The sequence below is a fragment of the Pandoraea sp. NPDC090278 genome, assembly GCF_044772185.1.
In the GTDB taxonomy this organism is placed as follows: Bacteria; Pseudomonadota; Gammaproteobacteria; order Burkholderiales; family Burkholderiaceae; genus Pandoraea.
The window spans coordinates 395,236-414,660 of sequence record NZ_JBIVYJ010000002.1 but is presented as its reverse complement, the minus strand read 5'-3'; the positions used below and the strand labels follow the sequence as shown (position 1 = coordinate 414,660).

Annotated in this window: 19 protein-coding genes and 1 pseudogene; 7 read left to right on the top strand and 13 right to left on the bottom strand. The window is 62.4% G+C overall.

What is annotated here, in order from left to right; translation table 11 throughout:
• Positions 1-10: 10 nt before the first annotated feature.
• On the top strand, positions 11-1,312 hold the full coding sequence (locus ACIQWO_RS10210; protein WP_402822777.1) for an NAD(P)/FAD-dependent oxidoreductase: 1,302 nt from the start codon (positions 11-13) through the stop codon (positions 1,310-1,312).
• 149 nt (positions 1,313-1,461) lie between these two features.
• Positions 1,462-1,818, top strand: a complete 357-nt coding sequence (locus tag ACIQWO_RS10205; RefSeq protein ID WP_402822774.1) for a DUF3331 domain-containing protein — start codon at positions 1,462-1,464, stop codon at positions 1,816-1,818.
• A gap of 156 nt (positions 1,819-1,974) precedes the next feature.
• On the opposite strand, the gene ACIQWO_RS10200 is transcribed toward ACIQWO_RS10205, so the two are convergent.
• A complete protein-coding gene (locus tag ACIQWO_RS10200) occupies positions 1,975-2,505 on the bottom strand; it encodes a DNA-binding protein (RefSeq protein ID WP_402822772.1) in 531 nt (176 codons plus the stop codon).
• 543 nt (positions 2,506-3,048) lie between these two features.
• Between ACIQWO_RS10200 and blaPNC the strand changes: the two genes are divergently transcribed.
• Both blaPNC and ACIQWO_RS10190 read left to right on the top strand, forming a co-directional pair.
• Positions 3,049-4,272 carry a PNC family class C beta-lactamase gene (gene blaPNC, locus ACIQWO_RS10195; RefSeq protein WP_402822769.1) on the top strand — a complete coding sequence of 408 codons (1,224 nt, stop codon included), beginning with the start codon at positions 3,049-3,051 and terminating at the stop codon, positions 4,270-4,272.
• Positions 4,273-4,434: 162 nt separating this feature from the next.
• Positions 4,435-5,424, top strand: a complete 990-nt coding sequence (locus tag ACIQWO_RS10190; protein ID WP_402822766.1) for an alpha/beta hydrolase — start codon at positions 4,435-4,437, stop codon at positions 5,422-5,424.
• Between the two features lie 29 nt (positions 5,425-5,453).
• On the opposite strand, the gene metC is transcribed toward ACIQWO_RS10190, so the two are convergent.
• The 7 genes and pseudogenes from metC to ACIQWO_RS10155 form a co-directional block, all read right to left on the bottom strand.
• A complete protein-coding gene (gene metC / locus ACIQWO_RS10185) occupies positions 5,454-6,707 on the bottom strand; it encodes a cystathionine beta-lyase (RefSeq protein ID WP_402822763.1) in 1,254 nt (417 codons plus the stop codon).
• Between the two features lie 93 nt (positions 6,708-6,800).
• Positions 6,801-8,402 (bottom strand): rhodanese-like domain-containing protein, encoded by a 1,602-nt coding sequence (locus ACIQWO_RS10180; protein ID WP_402822760.1) that lies wholly within the window; start codon positions 8,400-8,402, stop codon positions 6,801-6,803.
• Between the two features lie 226 nt (positions 8,403-8,628).
• Complete coding sequence (locus ACIQWO_RS10175; RefSeq protein WP_402822757.1) at positions 8,629-9,225, bottom strand: hypothetical protein; 597 nt, start codon at positions 9,223-9,225, stop codon at positions 8,629-8,631.
• 97 nt (positions 9,226-9,322) lie between these two features.
• Positions 9,323-10,090, bottom strand: a complete 768-nt coding sequence (locus ACIQWO_RS10170) for an amino acid ABC transporter ATP-binding protein (RefSeq protein WP_402823910.1) — start codon at positions 10,088-10,090, stop codon at positions 9,323-9,325.
• 81 nt (positions 10,091-10,171) lie between these two features.
• Positions 10,172-10,828 (bottom strand): annotated as a pseudogene (locus ACIQWO_RS10165) (amino acid ABC transporter permease); the annotation flags it as partial.
• A gap of 2 nt (positions 10,829-10,830) precedes the next feature.
• The gene (locus ACIQWO_RS10160) at positions 10,831-11,523 is read right to left on the bottom strand and encodes an amino acid ABC transporter permease (RefSeq protein WP_039394371.1); all 693 of its coding nucleotides are present in this window, start codon (positions 11,521-11,523) and stop codon (positions 10,831-10,833) included.
• A gap of 15 nt (positions 11,524-11,538) precedes the next feature.
• A complete protein-coding gene (locus tag ACIQWO_RS10155) occupies positions 11,539-12,372 on the bottom strand; it encodes a transporter substrate-binding domain-containing protein (protein WP_150663771.1) in 834 nt (277 codons plus the stop codon).
• A gap of 226 nt (positions 12,373-12,598) precedes the next feature.
• Here ACIQWO_RS10155 and ACIQWO_RS10150 point away from each other — a divergent pair, with 226 nt between their 5' ends.
• On the top strand, positions 12,599-13,477 hold the full coding sequence (locus ACIQWO_RS10150) for a LysR substrate-binding domain-containing protein (RefSeq protein WP_402822751.1): 879 nt from the start codon (positions 12,599-12,601) through the stop codon (positions 13,475-13,477).
• Between the two features lie 36 nt (positions 13,478-13,513).
• On the opposite strand, the gene ACIQWO_RS10145 is transcribed toward ACIQWO_RS10150, so the two are convergent.
• Positions 13,514-13,972: a MarR family winged helix-turn-helix transcriptional regulator gene (locus tag ACIQWO_RS10145; RefSeq protein WP_402822748.1), complete on the bottom strand. Its 459-nt coding sequence runs from the start codon at positions 13,970-13,972 to the stop codon at positions 13,514-13,516.
• A 177-nt stretch (positions 13,973-14,149) separates the two neighbouring features.
• On the opposite strand from ACIQWO_RS10145, the gene ACIQWO_RS10140 reads away from it, so the two are divergent.
• Together ACIQWO_RS10140 and ACIQWO_RS10135 are read left to right on the top strand one after the other, a co-directional pair.
• The gene (locus tag ACIQWO_RS10140; RefSeq protein ID WP_150663769.1) at positions 14,150-14,560 is read left to right on the top strand and encodes an organic hydroperoxide resistance protein; all 411 of its coding nucleotides are present in this window, start codon (positions 14,150-14,152) and stop codon (positions 14,558-14,560) included.
• A 27-nt stretch (positions 14,561-14,587) separates the two neighbouring features.
• A complete protein-coding gene (locus ACIQWO_RS10135) occupies positions 14,588-15,937 on the top strand; it encodes an epoxide hydrolase family protein (protein ID WP_402822744.1) in 1,350 nt (449 codons plus the stop codon).
• Between the two features lie 99 nt (positions 15,938-16,036).
• On the opposite strand, the gene ACIQWO_RS10130 is transcribed toward ACIQWO_RS10135, so the two are convergent.
• From ACIQWO_RS10130 to ACIQWO_RS10115, 4 genes are all read right to left on the bottom strand, one after another.
• A complete protein-coding gene (locus tag ACIQWO_RS10130) occupies positions 16,037-16,609 on the bottom strand; it encodes a DUF1993 family protein (protein WP_402822741.1) in 573 nt (190 codons plus the stop codon).
• Positions 16,610-16,728: 119 nt separating this feature from the next.
• On the bottom strand, positions 16,729-17,592 hold the full coding sequence (locus ACIQWO_RS10125; RefSeq protein WP_402822738.1) for a class I SAM-dependent methyltransferase: 864 nt from the start codon (positions 17,590-17,592) through the stop codon (positions 16,729-16,731).
• Positions 17,593-17,696: 104 nt separating this feature from the next.
• Positions 17,697-18,593: a LysR family transcriptional regulator gene (locus tag ACIQWO_RS10120; RefSeq protein ID WP_402822735.1), complete on the bottom strand. Its 897-nt coding sequence runs from the start codon at positions 18,591-18,593 to the stop codon at positions 17,697-17,699.
• A 52-nt stretch (positions 18,594-18,645) separates the two neighbouring features.
• Positions 18,646-19,296 (bottom strand): cysteine hydrolase family protein, encoded by a 651-nt coding sequence (locus ACIQWO_RS10115; RefSeq protein WP_402823907.1) that lies wholly within the window; start codon positions 19,294-19,296, stop codon positions 18,646-18,648.
• Positions 19,297-19,425: the final 129 nt, after the last annotated feature.

The window sequence follows — 19,425 nt, the reverse complement described above, 5'->3', positions numbered from 1 at the left end:
TCCCCCCCAAATGTCTCGCGCAAACCGAATCGTGATTGTCGGTGGCGGTATCGCCGGCTTGATGCTGGCAACTCGTCTGGGCAGAACGCTCGGCCGTGCCGGTGCTGCGCGCGTGACACTCGTCGACAGCCATCCCACCCATCTCTGGAAGCCGATGCTGCACACCGTTGCGGCAGGCACGTGCGACGTTGCGCACAGCCAGGTGGCGTACCTCTCGCATGCGTGCAGCAACGGTTTCACGTATCAGGCGGGACGCATGAGCGGCCTGGACCGCGAGCGCCGGGAGATTGTGCTGGAGGAAATGGAAGGGCACGACGGCAAGCGTTTGCTCAGCGAGCGTCGTGTGCCTTACGACGCACTGGTGCTCGCGCTGGGTTCGCAAGCCGACGACGCATCGCTACCCGGTGTGCGTGACGTTTGTCACTTCATCGACAGCCAGCCGCAGGCGACCGCCTTCAACGCTGCATTGCATTGCGAATCGCTACGTAGCGCCGTGAACGACGATGCGTTGCGCATTGTCATCGCTGGTGGCGGCACCACGGGCGTTGCGCTGGCGGCGGAATTGAGCCGCACGTTCGCGATGGCGGCCGGTTACGGCGATCCGCAGATTTGCGAGCGGCTGAAGCTCACGCTGATCGAGCGCGGACCGCGCGTGCTCGGCGCGTTTCCGCCCGACGTCTCCGCCTCGACACAGGATCAACTCGAACAACTCGGCTTTCGTGTGCTGACAGATACGCGCGTCGTGTGCGCCGACCGTGACGGCTTTTACCGCGACGACGGCCAGCTCATTCCCGGCGATTTGCTGGTGTGGGCGGCAGGCGTGAAAGCGCCGGATTGTCTGCGCGGCATCGGCGGACTGACGACCAACGCAGCGAATCAGGTCGTCGTGCGCGCCACGTTGCAGACGGCGCAGGACGAACGCATTTTCGCGCTGGGCGATTGCGCGTCGTTCACGTCGTCAGGCGTGGGGCAGGGCGAGTGTGCATTGCCGCCGACGGCACAGGTGGCAACGCAACAGGCGGCGCATCTCGGCCGTCATCTGGGCGCGTGGCTTGAAGGCCGCGCAATTCCGCCGTTCGCTTATCGCGACCCTGGCGCGTCGTTGTCGCTGTCTGGCTACAACGCGTTTGGCGCCCTCGGGCGATTCGGCTTTTTCAAAGGTGGCATCGTGCGCGGACGCTTTGCGCAGTGGAGCCACGCCATGTTGTACCGGCGTCATCAGCACGCGCTGCACGGGTTCGCCCGCGCGACGGTGTTGCTGGGCGCGGAAAAACTCGGCGGCCTTCGCGGGCCGCGCATCCGGCTGGCCTGAACATGCGAAGCGATCAAACCAATTGCCCGAACCGAAGCGGCAGCAGCCGCGCCTCTGGGACCGCAGCGTCCTCTTCTTCGTCGGTGTCCGCACCGACGTCCCGGACGTCTCGCACGTCGCGCTCGTCACGTGCATTGCGTGAACAGGGCGTGTGGCAGCACACCGTTGCCATGCTCGACGCCGAGCCGGTCGTCTGCCGACCGGTGATCCCGTACACGCGACGCGCACCTATCGTGCGCGTGCTGGAAATCTCCAGCGAGCTGACGATCACGGTGTCGTGGAACGACGCCACCGGCGGCAACTACGGCGCGCAGATCTGGCGCATCCGCAAGGCGCACCATCCCGGCGTATGCGCGTTGACGAACGAGACCATCGACGTGGGCGATTTCGTTTATCGCCCGTTGTTCGGCGATATCCCCCCGCTCAACGCCGACGCGATGATCTCCGCCGAGGCGATCCGCGTCATGCGCGAGGCCGAGAACCGCGAACCCGAACCGGCGCTGTAATTGCACGCCACACTTTCCACCGTTCATACCCGCGCGCTGAAAAGTAGTTCCCCCCTCCCCCTGTTTGATTTCAGCGTGTTGCCGCCCCTTGAGGGCGGTTTTTTTTTCGTCTGTCCAAAATCAATCCAGAGTGCGGTTAAGGGCTTCGAGTTAAGGTCAGTGCTCTACAGGGTAGGCCGTGGCGAATCTGACGTCGACGAGCGGCCCCATCAGCGCGGCTTCCCTGGCGTGGTTCACTTGCATAGCGACTACTGCGATATCAATCAGAGGGCGCCCGAACTTGTACCTGCGCGCCTCAAGAAATTGCAGCACTAAAGCAAGGTGCCAAATCGCCGTACTCCCGGCATGGACTGGCGAAGGGAATGCGGTCCAATGCATGACCATGAGTTTGCGCAAGTTCTGTCGTGTCACGCCGACGAGATCGGCGGCATCGGTCAGGCCAACAAAGTCGGGCCCCGCCTCAACGAGCTTCGCAGACGGGATCGCACGGTTAATGTCGGCGATCGCGCTTAGCATCGCCTCTTCGGCAGACGTGGAATCACGGGTGAAATCGAGACACAAATGCCCTGCGAGGCCCGTCCCAACCAGCGCGTCGGTGCATCCCGCTTCGCCCAAGCGCTCAATCAAGTCATCCAGATCCGAATCGGCCGGGTCTAATTTGTACGACAGTGTGAATTCGTATTTCATTGGGTATCTCGTTCAAGAACCTTCACTCAAGACCTCAGCCTGATCCACAGCTTGCGGCTCTTCTGGCTTCCTGTTTCTCAAGCAGTTGTCGATTGCGCGCTTCAATTGATTGACGTGATCGTCGGCATCCTTCGGCGTACACCAAATGCTGTTGATGCAGAATCGACCATTGCGACAGGCCGAATCGTTGTCCGGGCAAAACAAGGACCCCCACGCGTGCCCTCTGCCTTGGCGTATCTTCACTGTCCAGCCACACGCTTCGGCGTAGCAAATAGCTTTCTCTATGTCCTTGTTGGAGTGTCTCGGGCGAATCATTGGCAACTGCGAAAGGTTAGTCAGGAGATCGAAGGTTGTCAAACGACAACCAAGGTGATTTGAGGAGTCCGCCGAGCACGAACGCAAGTTCGACAGAGCGTTGCAACCGTTACAACGGTTACATGCACCCATCACAAACCCAATCCCCTTTGGGTTTACGCTTCGCCCACAGCTCACGGCGATGCAGAATGTACGCCCCGGTGAGCCCTCATACGGAGATGAGCGTCGATGACCAAACCCCATATCACCCTGTTTGCCGCCCTTGCGGCGACCGCCGCCATTAGCTGGATGGCCTTTAGTGCGCGCAGTTATGCTGCCGAAGCCGGTGCGCAAGTTCAGACGAATCCCCGGCAAGACGAGATCAAAGCGGTCGTCGATAAGACCATCGCGCCGCTGATGGCGCGTCAGGACATTCCCGGCATGGCCGTCGGCATCATCTTCGACGGACAATCCTATGTCTTCGATTACGGTGTCGCCGACAAGGCCGCCAACAAGCCCGTCACCGACGACACCCTGTTCGAGATCGGCTCCGTCAGCAAGACGTTCACCGCCACGCTCGCGACATACGCTCAGACCACCGGCGCGCTCTCGATCACCGATAAAGTCAGCCGTCTCGCCCCGGAATTCGCGGGCACGCCGTTCGGCGACGTCAAGCTGCTGAATCTCGGCACGCACACCACCGGCGGCATGCCGCAACAGGTACCGGACGACGTCACCAACATCGACGAGATGACCCAGTACCTCAAAGCGTGGAAGCCCGCCAAGCCGACCGGCACCGCACGCACGTACTCGAACATCAGCATCGGTGCGCTCGGCTGGATCACCGCCCGCGCCATGCACGGCAATTTCGCCACGCTCATGTCGGATCACGTCTTCAAACCGCTCGATCTGAAGCACACCTTCATCAAGGTGCCGGAAGATCAGCAGGCGAACTACGCGTGGGGATACAAGAACGGCAAGCCGATTCGCGTCTCGCCCGGTGTGTTCGAGCAGGAAGCGTACGGTGTGAAGACGACCGCCTCCGACTTGCTGCGCTTCGTCAACGCGAATATCGGAAAGGCGGTCCATGACCGGCGTCTGCGTCACGCCATCTACGCGACGCGCACGAGCTACTTCTTCGATGCGCCGATGACGCAAGACCTCGCGTGGGAACAGTATCCGTACCCCGTCACGGTCGAAGCGCTGATCGAGGGTAACTCCACGCGGATGTCGATGGAATCGACGCCTGCGCGCGAACTCACGCCGCCGATGGCACCGGCACCGGTATCGTGGGTCAACAAGACGGGATCGACGAGCGGGTTCGGCACGTATGTGGCCTTCGTCCCGTCGAAGCAGATGGCGATCGTGCTACTCGCCAACAGGAACTATCCGATGGACGAACGACTACGCGCCGCCCATCAGATTCTGACGACGCTCGACGGCACGAACCCCGCGGCCGCATCTGCCAAGTAACCGATGCAGCGTCGGATGGACGTAGCGCTCGTATGTGCCATCGCAAAACGAGCGCTACACGTCACATCGAAACGAAGACGCCCAACGCATGGGATGTGCAAACGCGACGCTTCGGCCCGGTGCTATGGTGCGACGTATCACCGTTTCGCCGACATCACGATCATGATCAAGTCCGTTCTCCCGTTCGCGTTGGGTCTTGCTGGCGTCGTGGCGCCCTCGGCCGCGTCAGCCACGACCGTTTCCACCGAAATTCAGGCATCGGGGCCGCATGGCATGCAAGGGCCGCTTGCAGGGACGTTCGTCGCACCGTCGAATAGTCGCGCCACCGTCCTCATCATCCCCGGCTCCGGCCCGACGAATCGCGACGGCAACAGTCCGCTCGGCGTGAAAGCTTCGATGTACCGTCAACTCGCAGAAGGTCTCGCGCGGCAACACATCGGTAGCGTCCGTATCGACAAGCGGGGGATGTTCGGCAGTGCCAAGGCCGTGCCCGACGCCAATGCCGTCACCGTCGACGACTATGTTCAGGACACGTTTTCGTGGATCGCTACCATTCGCGCGAAGACCGGCGGACGATGCGTCTGGCTGCTCGGTCATAGCGAAGGCGGGTTAATGGCGCTCGCCACGGCGGCACGGCATCCCGAATCGGTGTGTGGTCTGATTCTCGTGTCGACGGCGGGCAGAGCGTTGGGTGACGTGATTAGCGAGCAGCTTCATGCGAACCCGGCGAATGGCACGCTGGCCGACGCCGGTGATGTCGCGATTCGCGAACTGGTGCAGGGACACCGCGTCGAGGTATCGACGCTCCCGCCACCGCTTGTACCGCTCTTCAATCCGGCGGTACAGGGCTTCCTGATCAGCCTGTTCGCGCAGGACCCGACCCAACTGATCGCTCGCGTTCGCGTACCAGTGCTCATCGTGCAGGGCGAGCGCGATCTTCAGGTGGGCACGGTGGATGCCCAACGCCTCAAGCAAGCGCATCCCACCGCGACGCTCGCGCTCCTGCCGGACGTCAACCACGTCCTGAAGACAGTCACGAGCGACGATCGCGCCGCCAACATCCAAACCTACGGCGACGCGACGCTGCCGATCGCACCGAGCGTTGTCGACGCCATCGCCAAGTTCATCGACGCGAATCCGGCACCGAACTGACAACCAACGCGCGCCGGATGCGCATCGACTTACTTCCCGAACACCGTATCAAACGCCGCAGCCAGATCATCAATAAGATCCTGCGGATCTTCCAGACCGATGTGCAGACGGACGATGGGACCGGCATGCGACCAGTCTTCGCACGTGCGTGTGCCGACCACGTTCGACACCGTCGCCAGACTCTCGAAGCCGCCCCACGACGCACCGATGCCGAAGAGCTTCAGCGAATCGACGAAGCGGTCCGCCTGCACGGGCGTCGCGTTGGCAAACTCGAACGACACCAGCCCGTTCGTGCCCAGACAATCCCGACGCCACAGTTCGTGCCCCGGGTCCGTCGGCAGCGCCAGACAGAACACGCGCGCCACGTCCGGCAATCCATCCAGCCAATGCACCACCTCCAGCGCATTGCGCTCGTGCATCGCCAGACGCGCCGCAAGCGTGCGCGTGCCACGCAACACGAGATAGGCATCGTCGGGGCTGACGGCCACGCCTTGCGCGTCGGCCATCGTCGAGAGGGTCTGCCAGACTTCCTGCGTTGTGGTGACGGTGCCCATCATCACGTCGGAATGACCGCTCAGGTACTTCGTCGCGGCCATCACCGAGATGTCCGCCCCGAGCATCAGCGGACGGCATTGCACGCCCGATCCCCACGTATTGTCAGCCACCAGCAGCGCCCCGTGACGATGCGCCAGATCGGCCAGCGCCGGAATGTCGCACATCTCGTAGACGAGCGAGCCGGGAGCTTCCACGTAGATCATCTTCGTGCGCGCCGTCATGTGCTCGGCAGCGTCGCTGCCGTCCGCACGGAAGAACGTGACGTGCACACCCCATGGCTTGAGGAACGTCTCGACGAAATGACGCACCGGCTGATACACGCAATCCGCAATCAGCACGTGATCGCCAGGACGCACGTAAGCAAGGAACACCATCGAGATCGCTGCCAGTCCCGTCGGGAACAGACGCGCGCGATATCCACCTTCCAGCCCGGCGACGACATCTTCGAGCGCGAAGCCCGTCGGGTTGCCCCGCGCGCCGTACGTGAACATGCGCTCCGTGCCGCGACGGCGACGTGCATCGTTCAGATCGTCCATCGATTCGAACAATACCGTGGAAGCACGCACGACCGGCGGGTTGACGGCACGACCGCCAATGACGGCCGTGTCCATGCCACCTTTAACGAGGCGCGTTGCAACACGCGTCGAGCGACCATCATGCGGCGTGTCGTGCTCGGCGGAGGGAGTGGATTCGGAAGACGAAGAAGACGGGGGGGATTGTCGGGACATGGTCTGGCGTAGAGAGGACAGTTCGGACGGTTCAGGTCATGCATCGTCGGCGCGCAGGACCGAGAGGGTCACTTGCGCGCCGAAAGTCACAGCTTACTTCGCGACGGCGGCATCACCAATTCGGAAAGCACCGCGCTCGTGCTCGTCCAGCTGCGCGAGCAGGCCGGTTTCCCACGCCAGATACTGACGCGCGGCCGCTTTGTTGCCATCGTGACGGTCATGCACGAAGAACAGATAGTCGATGCAATCCGCGTCCGGCGGCGAGTCCTGCGTCGCTTCGACCGGCAATCCGGCGGCAGCCCATGCCTTGAACCCACCCGCAAGCACCGAGAACGTGCGCGTGTCCTGCGCATTTTCACGACGCCAATCCGCCACGAACAACTCGGCCACACCGCGCTCGTCGGCGATCAGCACGACATTGCCCGACGCGGGCAACTTCGGCAGACGCGGACGAATCGCCCATTGCGCGCCCGTCGCATGCTCACGGCGGAAGCTCATGCTCGGACGCACGTCGACCACCGTCACGCTGCCGTCGGCCAGCGCCGTCTTCAGCGCCGCGACGTCGATCTCCGGAAGCGTCGTCTCGACACCCGGCGTCGGCGCGGCCAGCGATGCACCGCTGGCGAGACCGTCACGCAACACGTAAGCGTCGTGACCCAACTGACGCAACCAGCTCGCGACGATGGGCGCACGCACACCGTCGTTGTCGAACAGCACCACGCGCGCATGACGCACGCCCACGTACTGATCCGTCGCCTGAATCAGTTGCCCACCCGGCGTATGCTGCGCGCCCGGCAGCGTGCCTGCGGCATATTCCTCAGGCGTGCGCACGTCGCACAGGAACAGCGTGCGCGACGTATCCGTCGCCCATTGCGCAAACGTCGACGCATCCACTTCCGGCACGGCGAAGCGTTCGGCCAGCACGCCGCTGGCTTCGCGCATTTGCATGACGCTGGCAGGCGACACCGCGTCGGGGTAACGACGCGTGCTGCCATGCTCCAGCGGCAGGTCTTCCAGATACCAGCCCTGCGTGCCGTTCTCCAGCGCCATCACCGGATTGGGAATACCGAGGTTGATGAGCGTCTGCGCGCCGATGATGCTGCGCGTACGACCCGCGCAATTCACGACGATGGGCGTGGTCGTGTCCGGCACCAGATCGCGAATGCGATAACCCAGTTCGCCATTCGGGCAGCAGATGGACGAGGGGATCGTCATCTTCAGATATTCGTTGACGGGACGTCCGTCGAGAATCACCACGTTGTCGCCGCGCTCGCGCATGGCTGCAAGCTCACGGGCCGTAACGCGTGGTGTGTGATAAGCCATCTCGACGAGTTCGCCGAATGTCTTCGAGGGCACGTTCACCCCGGCGAACAGCGTGAAGCCCGCCGCTTGCCACGCTTGCGTGCCGCCTTCGAGCACGTACACATCCGAATAACCCAGCGCATCGAGACGCTGTGCCGCCAGCACCGCCACGCTCTGGTCGGTGTCATAGACGACGATGCGCGCGTCACGACGCGGTGCCAGACGCACGATGTCGAGTTCGAGACGGCTGTAGGGCAGCGTCACGCCATAGAAGAGATGCGCCTCGCCGTACTGGCCGTGCTCGCGCACGTCGAACACGGCGATCTCGGCGCCGTCGTGCAGCCATTCCTTGAGCAGGGCAGGCGACACAAAATGAGGAGTGAACGAAGTCATAGCCGGTGTCGTAACGTTAGGTCGTTGATCAATTTCGCCTGCCGCATGCCAGACCGCGCGAAGGCACGCCAAAACGTAGGCATGAGCAGGCCCGCACCGCTCGTGCCAGTGGCATGGGCGGTGTGATGCGGGTGGCGCGATTGGCGTCGCGCCGTCGGTGCGTCTTGTCGCTTGCCGTCGGCGATGCGCGTGCCGACGGTCAGTGCTGCGTCAGAAAGTCAGGGAATCAGCGGCGCGTCTTCACGCCGATATCCATCACCTGGTACGTGCCCTTGGCGAGATCGAACGTGATGCGCTCGGTCAGCGTCTCCAGCGCACGGCCGTACATGTGCAGATGGCGAATCGGCGCGTCGCCCTGAATCTCGACTGCGTGAATGTCGTCCGACGCCAACGCAATGCCGTGGCCCGGGTCCACCACAACGGTGTCGCTTACTTCGAGCGTGCCGACACCAGGCGTCGTGCCGTCGTCGGTACGGCGGTAGACGTAGTTGTATTCCACGCCGTCGACCGCCGCGATGCACGCCCACGTCGTGTGGTTGTGCGGCGTGATCTTCTTGCCGGGACGCATGACGTTCAGATACAGGGCGTAGGTCTTGTCGGCATCTTCATGAATCAGATAGCGTGCTTGCAGCTCGCCGTCAGTCGGCGGCGGGAAGTCAGCCTCGCTCCAAAGTGCGGTGCGCGCGGCGAGCGCCTTGACCTGTTCGAGCACTTCGGCCAGTGCGGGACGCGTCTCGCCCGCCGGGGCCAGCGCGGCCTTCATGGCAGCGATGGCGTCGCTCACAGCGGCCTGACGTTGTTCGGGAAGTTGAGTCGTGGACATGGTGAAAGTCTTCTCCGTAGTGCTTTGTTATGTGAGGTGCGCGGGTGTGGCGCTATCGTGTGTTCGGTGTGGTCGATTCAAGCGTGCGAGGACGGAATCACGCAGGCACCGCATCGCGCGGCACGCTGATCATCGGCGACGGCCGCAGCACGTCCTGCAGGAATCGCTGCGCACGCGCGTGCTTCGGTTGGCTGAAGAACTCCGACGGCGGTGCGTCTTCGAGCAACTGGCCCTGATCCATGAACCACACGCGGCTCGACACGTCGCGTGCGAAGCCCATTTCGTGCGTGACGATCATCATCGTGAGGCCTTCGTCCGCGAGCGAGCGCATGACTTGCAGCACTTCCTGCACCATCTCCGGATCGAGCGCGCTCGTCGGTTCGTCGAACAGCATGAGCGGCGGTTTCATCGCTAACGCCCGGGCAATGGCCACGCGCTGTTGCTGGCCGCCCGAGAGGTTCGAGGGCATCGCGTCGATCTTGTGGGCGAGGCCCACTTTCGTGAGCAGCGTCTCGGCCTGCGCGACCGCTTCGTCGCGCGACATGCCGAGCACCTTCGTCGGCCCAAGAATCAGGTTCTGCCGCACCGACAGGTTCTGAAACAGGTTGAAACTCTGGAAGACGAAACCGATGCGCGCGCGCAATTGGTTGATCTTCATGTCGCGGGCGTTGACGTCCTTGCCCTCGAAGAGAATGCGTCCCTTCTGAATGGCTTCGAGTCGTGTCACCGTGCGAATCAGCGTCGACTTGCCCGAACCGGACGGACCGCACACGACGACAACCTCGCCGCGTCCGATCGTGGCATCGATGCCCTTGAGCACGTGATGTTCGCCGTAGAACTTGTCGACCTTTTCGAATGCGAGCATGGTCATGATCGCGCTCTCCTTCATAAACCGTCTTGAAACCTGCGCTTGCGCCAGTCCCGCGCGCTGGCGGGCGATACGTCGCTCCAACCAGCCTGCGAATCGGGAAATGGCGAAACACAACACAAAATAGAACGCTGCGAGCACGAGGAACGTTTGCAGCGGCTTGGTCAGCGTGATCGTATTGACCTGCGCCGCCGAATACGTCAGCTCCGGCACACCGATCACGTAAGCGAGCGACGTCGCCTTGATGATCGATACGAACTGGTTGACGATTGACGGCAGCATGTTCGCGAGCGCCTGCGGCAGTTGCACGTAACGCATGCTTTGCAGCCACGACAGGCCGTTAGAGCGCGCCGCTTCCATCTGTCCGCGCGGTAGACCTTCGAGACCTGCGCGCACGATCTGCGACAGGAAAGCGCTCTCGTAGACGATGATCGCGCACACGGCGGTGGTGAACGCCGAGACCTCGGCCCCCACCAGCAACGGCACGGCGAAGTACGCCCAGAAGATGATCATCAGCAACGGAATGCCGCGCACGAAGCGTGTCCAGATTCCGGCGAGGCGTCGCATCCAGCGCCACGGCGAGACCTGCGCCAGACCGATCAGCACCGAAATCGGAAACGAAATCACCAACCCCAGCGCCGACAGAATCAACGTGATCGCCACACCGCCGAGCGGTCCGTTAGGCCAGCTACCGACGAGGAACAGTGCGAGATAGTCGTGAAGAATCTCGTACATCGTCAGACTCCCGAGGGCGCCGTGCGGCGCTTGGCGAAGTGCTCGGAGAGCGCCATGAGCGCGAGCGTACCGATCAGATACAGAATCGTGGCCACCAGAAACACGTCGAAGGTACGGAACGTCAGGTTGTCGATCTGACGCGTGCGGTACAGCAACTCATGCACGCCGATCGCCATCGCGAGCGAACTGTTCTTGAACAGCAGCAGCGACTGGTTGAGCAGGGCAGGCAACGCCACGCGAATGCCTTGCGGCAGGATCACGTAGCGAAACGACTGCAAGTACGTGAGGCCGATGGACCACGCGGCCTCCTGCTGCGTATGCGGAATCGCACGCAGGCCCGAGCGCAGGTCTTCCGAGATGAACGCACCGGCGTTGAGCGCCAGCGCGACCGTCGCGAAGAAGAACTCGGTGTTGCCCGCGTTGATCCAGTCGCGCAGACCTTCCGGCAGCAGTTGCGGCACGCCGAAGTACCAGACGAGAATCTGCACCAGCACCGGCACGTTGCGGTGGTACTCCACCACCACGATCACGAAGCCCTTGAAGAGCTTCACCGGCAGGGCGCGCAGCGTGGTGAGCACGATACCCACCACGATGGCCAGCATTCCCGAGACCACGAACAGCTTGAGCGTGGTCAGTACGCCGTCGCGAAACAGCTTCAGGTAACCGTCTTCGAGCAGAAACGAGAGATCGAACATTGTGCGACGTCTCGCTCACTGCACCTTGATCGGCTCGACCTTGTAGTCGCGCGTGAACTTGTACACGGACTTGCTGCCGAGCCATTTCTCGAAGCTGTCCTGCAAGCCGTTCGTCTTGTCGTAGTCGACCAGAATCTTGTTCACGGCGTCACGCAGCGCAGGCTCGCCCTTGTTCATCACCACGCCCCAGCGCTCTTCGAACACCGGCTTGGTCAGCAGACGGTACTGCTGTCCGCCCTTGGCTGCCGCTTCATTGGCGAAGCGCGCGAGGATCAGTTGTCCGGCGACCAGTCCTTCGACCTTGCCCTGTTGCAGCGCGAGGAACGCCGACGAGATGTCGTGGAACGTCAGCAGATTCGAGTCCGGCAGACGCGTCACCGACACCGCCGCCGAGCTGGAACCTTCCGAGGCCGCGATCTTCTTGCCCGAGAGCTGATCGAGCGTCTGCACCGGCGAGTCAGCGCGCACCAGCACGCGAATCGGGGCGACGAAGTACTGATCGCTGAAGTCGACCTGCGCGGCGCGCGCAGGCATCCACGCAACGGCGGCAGCAAGCACGTCGACGCGGCGGGTCTTGAGTTCGGGGATACGGGCGTCGGTCGACAGGGCGCGGTGTTCGAGCTTCACGCCGAGGCCTTTCGCGAGCGCAGTGCACACGTCGACGTCGAAGCCGACGATCTTGCGCGTGGCGGCATCGGGGAAGGCATACGGTTCGCTGGCGTTTTGCGTGCCGCAAACGAGCGTGCCGCGCGCCTTGATGTCAGCCAGCTGGTCGGCGTGTGCCAGGTTCGTGATGCCCGTCATGGCGAGTGTTGCGAACAGCGCGCCAGCAAGGTGTCGTTGCCACATGATCCTGAGTCTCCTTGGGTTTGACCGAAGGGTGTCGATTCATTGTCGTGTGCGCGAGAGCAAATGACGTGAATCGATTAGCGGGGGACCGATCAATGCCGGCTTCCACCCCCGGTCACATAAATATTGCTTGAGTGTCAGGCAGGTTATCCACCAAAATTGCTCAGAACAATTTAATTTTTATCCAGAAAACATTAACGTTTCTGAAGTATTCAGTCAGACGACTATGCGAAATCTCGATATCGATCTGCTGCGGACTTTCGTCGCGATTGCGCAGCATGAGACGTTTGCGGCGGCCGCCACGCGCGTGGGTCGCACGCAATCGGCCATCACGCAGCAGATGCAACGCCTTGAGCAGGAAATGGGTTGCCCGCTGTTCGAAAAGCAGGGGCGGCAGAAGACGATGACGACGGACGGTGTGCGTCTCGTCGCGTATGCCAACAAGATTCTTGCGCTCAACGATCAGGCCGTGCAGGTGATGCAAACGCGCGGACCGGCGGAGAAACTGCGCATCGGCTCGCCGCACGATGTGGCCGAGTCGATTCTGCCGAGCATGCTGCGACGGCTGTCGAAACTTTCGGCGGAATTACAGCTGGAAATCATCGTCGGACGCAGCCCGCATCTGATGGACGCGCTGCGCGATAACGAACTCGATCTCGCGATCTCGACGCGCTACGACGAAGGCTTTCCCGGTATCAAATTGCGCACGTCGCCGATGGTGTGGATCTGTGCCGACGACTTCATCTTCAACGCGTCGGCCCCCGTGCCGCTCGTAATGGCAGACGAGTTAAGTCTGTTCCGTCGCCTGTCCATCGAGCGGCTGAATGCAGCGGGCATCGCGTGGCGTACGAGCTTCATCTCACCGACGCTCACCGGCATCAAGGCTGCGATCAGCGCAGGCCTTGGCGTGACAGCGCGCACCACCGAATTGCTCGACGCCAACATGCGCGTGCTCTCGGAAGCCGACGGGCTGCCCCGTCTGCCCGACGTCGCCTTCTATCTTTACGTACAACCGACGTGCACCAGTCAGGTCCTGCGTGAGCTGTTCGAGTCGACGGAACACATCGCGACGCGCTTCGGGCCGCCGTTTCTGATCGGCGAGTGACGCACGGGCAACTCGCGTTCGACGGTAGTCAGATAATCAATCGCCGTTAGCGTGCTTGAGCAGACTGTCGCGCATTTTCGCGATGGTCTTTTGCGTGCGATCGAAATCGTCGAGGTCGAGTCCGGTCGCCGCAATCAGATCGCGCTGCGCACCCTTCTTGCGCAGCTGCTTCCCTTCTTCCGTCAAGCTGACGATGACCTGCCGCTCGTCGGCGGGGTCGCGCTGACGACGCAGATAGCCGAGTTCTTCGAGCTTCTTCAGGATGGGCGTGAGCGTGTTCGACTCCAGGAACAGCTTCTCGCCCAGCCGTTTGACGGAAACGTTGTCTTCCTCCCAGAGCGCCACGATCGCAATCCATTGGGTATAGGTCACGCCCAGCTCTTCAAGAATGGACTTGTAGGCGCGCCCGTAGGCCAGATTGGCCGAGTACACCGCGAAACACATGAAGTCGCTGAGGTTTGGCAGCGCGGTTTCGGTGGGCTTCGATTTGCTCATGATGTTCAGTTCTCGTGGGTTCGTTCGATTTCACCACAATATACATCGCATCCGATTTAATCGGAAGGTGTTGACTTTTGATTTCGCCTGTCGCATCATTCATCGCATCCGATTGAATCGGATACGAACAAAAGACGATTCGCAGGCAATCTCAACCCAAATCGAAAGGAAAACATCATGGCTAGCAAGATCCTCTACACCGGCAAGACCCACACCACTGGCGGCCGCGACGGTTCCGCCCGCAGTTCCGACGGCAAGCTCGATGTCCAGCTGTCCTCGCCCGGTTCGAGCGGTCCCGGCACGAACCCTGAGCAACTTTTCGCCGCTGGCTGGTCCGCCTGCTTCATCGGCGCGATGGGTCTGGCCGCTGGCAAGCTGAAGATTCAACTGCCGGTCGGCACAGCCGTCGACGCCGAAGTCGATCTGGCCAACGAAGACGGCGCGTACTTCCTGAAGGCTCGCCTGAACGTCAGCCTGCCGGGACTCGAGCGCGACGTCGCCCTGTCGCTCATCGACGCCGCGCACCAGACCTGCCCGTACTCGAAGGCCACGCGTAACAACATCGACGTCGAGCTCAATCTCGTCTGACGCCTCTTTCCCCCCGAGACACAGAAAATGCATTCAGCAACACTCCCCCGTCGCGCCGGTCCTGCGCGCTCGATGCGTGCGCTGGCGGTGATAGCCGCGCTCGCGTCCATCGGTTTGTTCGTGCCCGCATGGACCAATGCGGCGCAGCCGATTGAAGTGACGCAGGCGACGCCAGCGACAACCGCATCGATGCAAGCCGTCGACACGTCCATCCGTCCGTTCCAGTTCCATGCGTCGGAGCAGTCGTTGAAGGACCTGCGTCAGCGCATCGCCGCCACCAAATGGCCGAGCCGCGAACTGGTGAACGACGGCACGCAGGGCGTGCAGTTGGAGACGATGAAGAAGCTGGCGCAGTACTGGGCAAACGACTACGATTGGCGTCGCGTGGAGTCGAAGCTGAATGCGTTGCCGCAGTTCGTGACGAACATCGATGGCGTGGACATCCACTTCATCCACGTGCGCTCGAAGAACAAGAACGCATTACCCATCATCGTGACGCACGGCTGGCCGGGTTCGGTCATCGAGCAGTTAAAGCTGATCGATCCGCTCACGAATCCGACGGCACACGGCGGCAGCGCCGACGACGCGTTCGACGTCGTGATTCCTTCGCTGCCGGGCTACGGCTTCTCGGGCAAACCCAACGAACTGGGTTGGGACCCGGCGCACATCGCTCGTGCGTGGGAGGAATTGATGCGCCGACTCGGCTATCAGCATTACGTTGCGCAGGGTGGCGACTGGGGCGATGCCGTGACCGAGCAGATGGCCGTGCAAGCGCCGCCGGGACTTCTGGCGATTCACACGAACATGCCCGGCGCCGTGCCCGACGAGATCCAGCGCTCGCTCGACGCCCACAAACCGGCACCGGCCAATTTGTCCGCGGATGAAAAGCGCGCCTACGAGCAACTCGATTTCTTCTACTCGCATGGATTGGCCTATGCGCAGGAGATGACGGCACGACCGCAGACGTTGTACGGCATCGAGGATTCGCCCGTCGGTCTGGCCGCGTGGATGCTGGATCACGACGCGCGCAGCTACGAACTCATTGCGCGCGTGTTCGACGGTAAGCAAGAAGGTCTGACGCGCGACGACGTGCTCGACAACATTACGCTGTACTGGCTCACGAATACGGCGGTGTCGTCGGCGCGGCTGTACTGGGAGAACAAGTTGGCGTTCTTCGCGCCGAAGGGCATCAAGATCCCGGTCGCCGTCAGCGCGTTCCCTGACGAGCTGTATCAAGCGCCGGAAAGCTGGGCGAAAAAGGCGTTCCCGAACCTGATCTATTACAGCCGTCCGGCCAAGGGCGGGCACTTCGCCGCGTGGGAGCAGCCGAACGCGCTGACTCACGATTTGCGTCTGGCCTTCAGGCAGGTGCGCTGATCGTGCAGCGTTGAGGGATTTGAGTATCGCGAGAAGTAGGAAGTGAGAAGCAAGAAGGGCGGAGAAGCTTCCGCCCTTCGTCCGTTCCGTCAGGGAGTGTCAGCCCTTGGGCAGCGTGCCCGGACGCAGATACGCGAGCGCATGCGCCACGTACTCGCCCTTGCCGAGTTCCACGCCGTGCTGACGCAGGATACTGTAGGCCGTATTGGTGTGGAAGTAGAACTGCGCGAGCGCCCAGTCGCGCGCGTACTGCTCGCCGGTCATGTCGAAGACGACCCCGTTGGGCAACTCAAGCGCGATATCGATGTATTCGCCTGCATCGAGCGCATTGCCCGGCAGCGCTTCCAGAAATGCGATGGCGGTGGCGAGGCGCGCTTTGGCTTCGGCGAAGGTGCCGGGGTGCTGGCTGCTGTTCCAGCCTTCGCGTTGAATCTCCTTAGTCGCCTCCGGAATGGCTTCGCCACGCAGGCGATGTACCGGCTCCATCGACAGGTAGCTTGCGAAGCGTGCTTGCGCGGCGAGCGGGTACATGTCCGGCGCGAGACGCAGCGTCATCAGCGCATCGGCATCCTTGCCGTTCGCTCTCTCGTACGCGGCCGCCTTGTCGAGCCATGCGGACTGGCCGCGCAGCATGTGCAGGAATGTAGGGATGAGAAGTTCAGTCAGCGTCATGCGGTCCCTCCAGTGGACTTTTCTGAATACGCGCGGCAAACCGCTCCGCCGGGGCAGCATATCGCGATCACACATATTTCGCAGTACAGGACACCGAAAAAAACTGCTCAACCGTCGCGCTACGTCGTGGCGATCAGCAACTCCTCGGCGTTCACCGGTGGATGCAGGCCGTCGGTACGATTGGCGAAGTAACGTGCCGTGAGTGCGGTGGCGGACACGTGTTGCGCATCGGCAAAACCGTTCTCGCGAGCGAACGCCATCATGTCGTCCGGTGTGAAGAAGCTGATGAACGGCGTGCCGCTTGCGCGCGCACCTTTCTCGGCCATCTCCAGCCCGGGACGCACCTCCGGGTCTGCCATCTCCAGCGGAAGAAGAAACGTCATCGCAAGCGTCGATCCGTCGCCCGCGAACGACGCCACCTCGCGCAGCGTCGCTCCGTTGGCTTCACGCGTCAGATACATGCTTACCCCCGTCGAAACGATCACGGCGGGCTGGCTCGCATCGAAGCCATGCTGCAACAACGCGTCGCGCCACGAATCTCCCGCCTCGAAATTCACGGGGACGAAATGCAGCCAGTCCTGCACGCCGTAGCCCAACGCGACGAGACGGTCGTGTTTCCAGCGCTGCGGCCCCGGCTTGTCGACTTCGAAAATCGAGAGCGATCCGGCGAGTTCGGGATGACGTTGCGCGAAGCTATCGAGCCCCGCACCGAGAATGACGTACTGACGAACACCGCGCTTCATTTCCGCGATGACGAGGTCTTCGATGTACCGCGCCCGCGCGACGATGGACGCGCGAAACGGACGGGTGAACACCGGATGCATGTCGCCGCGCTCGCGCCAGTCGTCCGGTGGGTCCAGTAGACGCAGGCCGACGTCGTCGGCCAGTACGGGGGGCTCGGCGTCGACTTCGAGATGCAACGCGCGCCACAACGCCACACGTGCAGCGGTGCTTTCGGGGGCGATGTCTTTCGGATCGGTCATGAGAATAGCCTCGCGGGATCGGAACGAATTCCCGGATTCTGTCACGAGGTGCATGAGCTTGTCTGGCAGTCGCTATTGATGCTTTCGATGCGCAGGTGATGGGCTCACGACTCTTGATAGTGCTCGGCCATGAAGCCGATGAACGCGCGTACTTTCGGGTTGACGTGGCGCGTCTGTGGATAGAGCGCGTAGTAGTGGCTGCGGCCGAGCGTGCATTGCGGGAGCACGCGAACCAGCGTGCCGCGCGCGAGTTCGGCGCGCACAGTGCGTTCGGTGAACGCTGCGATGCCCGCGCCCGCGAGGGCTGCGGAGAAGAGTGCGGTGATGGCGTCTGTGGCGAATGCGCTGGAGAGCGATACGCGCTGTATCTGTGCGTCCGGCGTGGTGATCGTCCATGCGTCGGGCGAGTTGGGCCTGGCGAAGCGCAGACACTGATGCGACGCCAGCGCGTCCGGCGTGCGAGGCAGTCCCGCTTGCGAGAGATAACCGGGGGAAGCGACGAGCACCGTCTCCGATGCCGTCAGCAATTTCGCCTGAAGGTTGCTGTCGGCCAACGGCGTGCTGCTGATGCGCAGCGCGAGGTCGAACCCTTCTGCGAGCAGATCGACGTACTGATCGCTGCACGACAACGTCAGCTCGATATCCGGATAACGCAGACGAAACGCGGGCAACCATGCGGGAAGTTCGAGCGTGCCGATGGCCAGCGGCACCGTCACACGTAACGGGCCGCTCGGCTGTTCGCGCTCGTCGGTCATGGCGTGCGTCATGGCATCCACGCGCCCGATGATATCGATGCAATGCCGGTGATAACGCTCACCGGCAGGTGTGAGCGAAAACTGACGCGTGCTGCGATTGACCAGCGCTACACCCAGCGCGCTTTCCGTCTGCTTCAACTGACGCGACACACTCGAATGCGACATGTCCAGCATCTCACCCGCCGCCGAGAAGCTGCGAGCTTCGACGAGTGCGTGAAAGATGCGCATTGCCAGCAATTGATCCATGTCGTCGAGCCGTCGAGCCGTTGAAGCAAGGGAATTGGCGCCGGGACCGGGTTTAGCGCACCGGCAGCTTAAGGATCTGCCCGGTCGTCATAACGTCGCCAAACGTATCTTCGATCTCCGCGAGGGCCGCGCGATGCAGTGCGGCGCTCTCCACACGGGTACCGTCGAGACGCGTGATGTCGCGGGTTGCAGTCGCGTCCGATGCTACCACGACGCGATAGCCCAGCGGCGCGGCATCACGAGCCGCACCTGCGACGCACGCATGCGTCATCAGGCCGGTGATCAACAGCGTATCGACACCGAGCTTCTTGAGCTGTGCATCGATATCCGTACTCGCGAACACGCTGACGGACGTCTTTTGCAAGACGATGTCGCGAGCGCGCGGCGCAGCACCCGGTGCGAAGTCCACCGTCTTACCATCCTTGGCGAAGACAGCGGCGCCGGCAGGGGCGACGTGCTGAATCTGGATGACAGGCATACCGGTGCGATCTGCCAGCGCAAGCAACTTCTGCGTGTTGGCAAGCGCCGATGCGCGATCCTTAATCGGCATGCGGCCGGTGAAGTATTCGTTCTGGAAGTCGATCACGAGCACGGCCGTGCGCTTCGGATCGAGATGATCGACGGGCGTTGCGCCGAGCATGGCGCGGATGGTCGGTGCGGGCGCTTTTTTCGATTCGCCTGCGGTGACGGCGGAAGCCGCCATCGAGAGCGACAGTCCGATCGTCGCGAGCTTCAGGGTTTTGAGCAGTGGCTGCATCATGATGAGAGTCCTCCATCGGGGTTTGAGAGGAGCTCAGTGTAGGCACGCGTCCTCCCTCGAACCAGAGGGCGC

Coding starts and splice junctions, on each gene's coding strand:
- ACIQWO_RS10210 (WP_402822777.1), top strand. CDS start 11: ATGTCTCGCGCAAACCGAATCGTGATTGTCGGTGGCGGTATCGCCGGC.
- ACIQWO_RS10200 (WP_402822772.1), bottom strand. CDS start 2,505: ATGAAATACGAATTCACACTGTCGTACAAATTAGACCCGGCCGATTCG.
- blaPNC (WP_402822769.1), top strand. CDS start 3,049: ATGACCAAACCCCATATCACCCTGTTTGCCGCCCTTGCGGCGACCGCC.
- ACIQWO_RS10190 (WP_402822766.1), top strand. CDS start 4,435: ATGATCAAGTCCGTTCTCCCGTTCGCGTTGGGTCTTGCTGGCGTCGTG.
- metC (WP_402822763.1), bottom strand. CDS start 6,707: ATGTCCCGACAATCCCCCCCGTCTTCTTCGTCTTCCGAATCCACTCCC.
- ACIQWO_RS10180 (WP_402822760.1), bottom strand. CDS start 8,402: ATGACTTCGTTCACTCCTCATTTTGTGTCGCCTGCCCTGCTCAAGGAA.
- ACIQWO_RS10175 (WP_402822757.1), bottom strand. CDS start 9,225: ATGTCCACGACTCAACTTCCCGAACAACGTCAGGCCGCTGTGAGCGAC.
- ACIQWO_RS10170 (WP_402823910.1), bottom strand. CDS start 10,090: ATGCTCGCATTCGAAAAGGTCGACAAGTTCTACGGCGAACATCACGTG.
- ACIQWO_RS10160 (WP_039394371.1), bottom strand. CDS start 11,523: ATGTTCGATCTCTCGTTTCTGCTCGAAGACGGTTACCTGAAGCTGTTT.
- ACIQWO_RS10155 (WP_150663771.1), bottom strand. CDS start 12,372: ATGTGGCAACGACACCTTGCTGGCGCGCTGTTCGCAACACTCGCCATG.
- ACIQWO_RS10150 (WP_402822751.1), top strand. CDS start 12,599: ATGCGAAATCTCGATATCGATCTGCTGCGGACTTTCGTCGCGATTGCG.
- ACIQWO_RS10145 (WP_402822748.1), bottom strand. CDS start 13,972: ATGAGCAAATCGAAGCCCACCGAAACCGCGCTGCCAAACCTCAGCGAC.
- ACIQWO_RS10140 (WP_150663769.1), top strand. CDS start 14,150: ATGGCTAGCAAGATCCTCTACACCGGCAAGACCCACACCACTGGCGGC.
- ACIQWO_RS10135 (WP_402822744.1), top strand. CDS start 14,588: ATGCATTCAGCAACACTCCCCCGTCGCGCCGGTCCTGCGCGCTCGATG.
- ACIQWO_RS10130 (WP_402822741.1), bottom strand. CDS start 16,609: ATGACGCTGACTGAACTTCTCATCCCTACATTCCTGCACATGCTGCGC.
- ACIQWO_RS10125 (WP_402822738.1), bottom strand. CDS start 17,592: ATGACCGATCCGAAAGACATCGCCCCCGAAAGCACCGCTGCACGTGTG.
- ACIQWO_RS10120 (WP_402822735.1), bottom strand. CDS start 18,593: ATGGATCAATTGCTGGCAATGCGCATCTTTCACGCACTCGTCGAAGCT.
- ACIQWO_RS10115 (WP_402823907.1), bottom strand. CDS start 19,296: ATGGCGGCTTCCGCCGTCACCGCAGGCGAATCGAAAAAAGCGCCCGCA.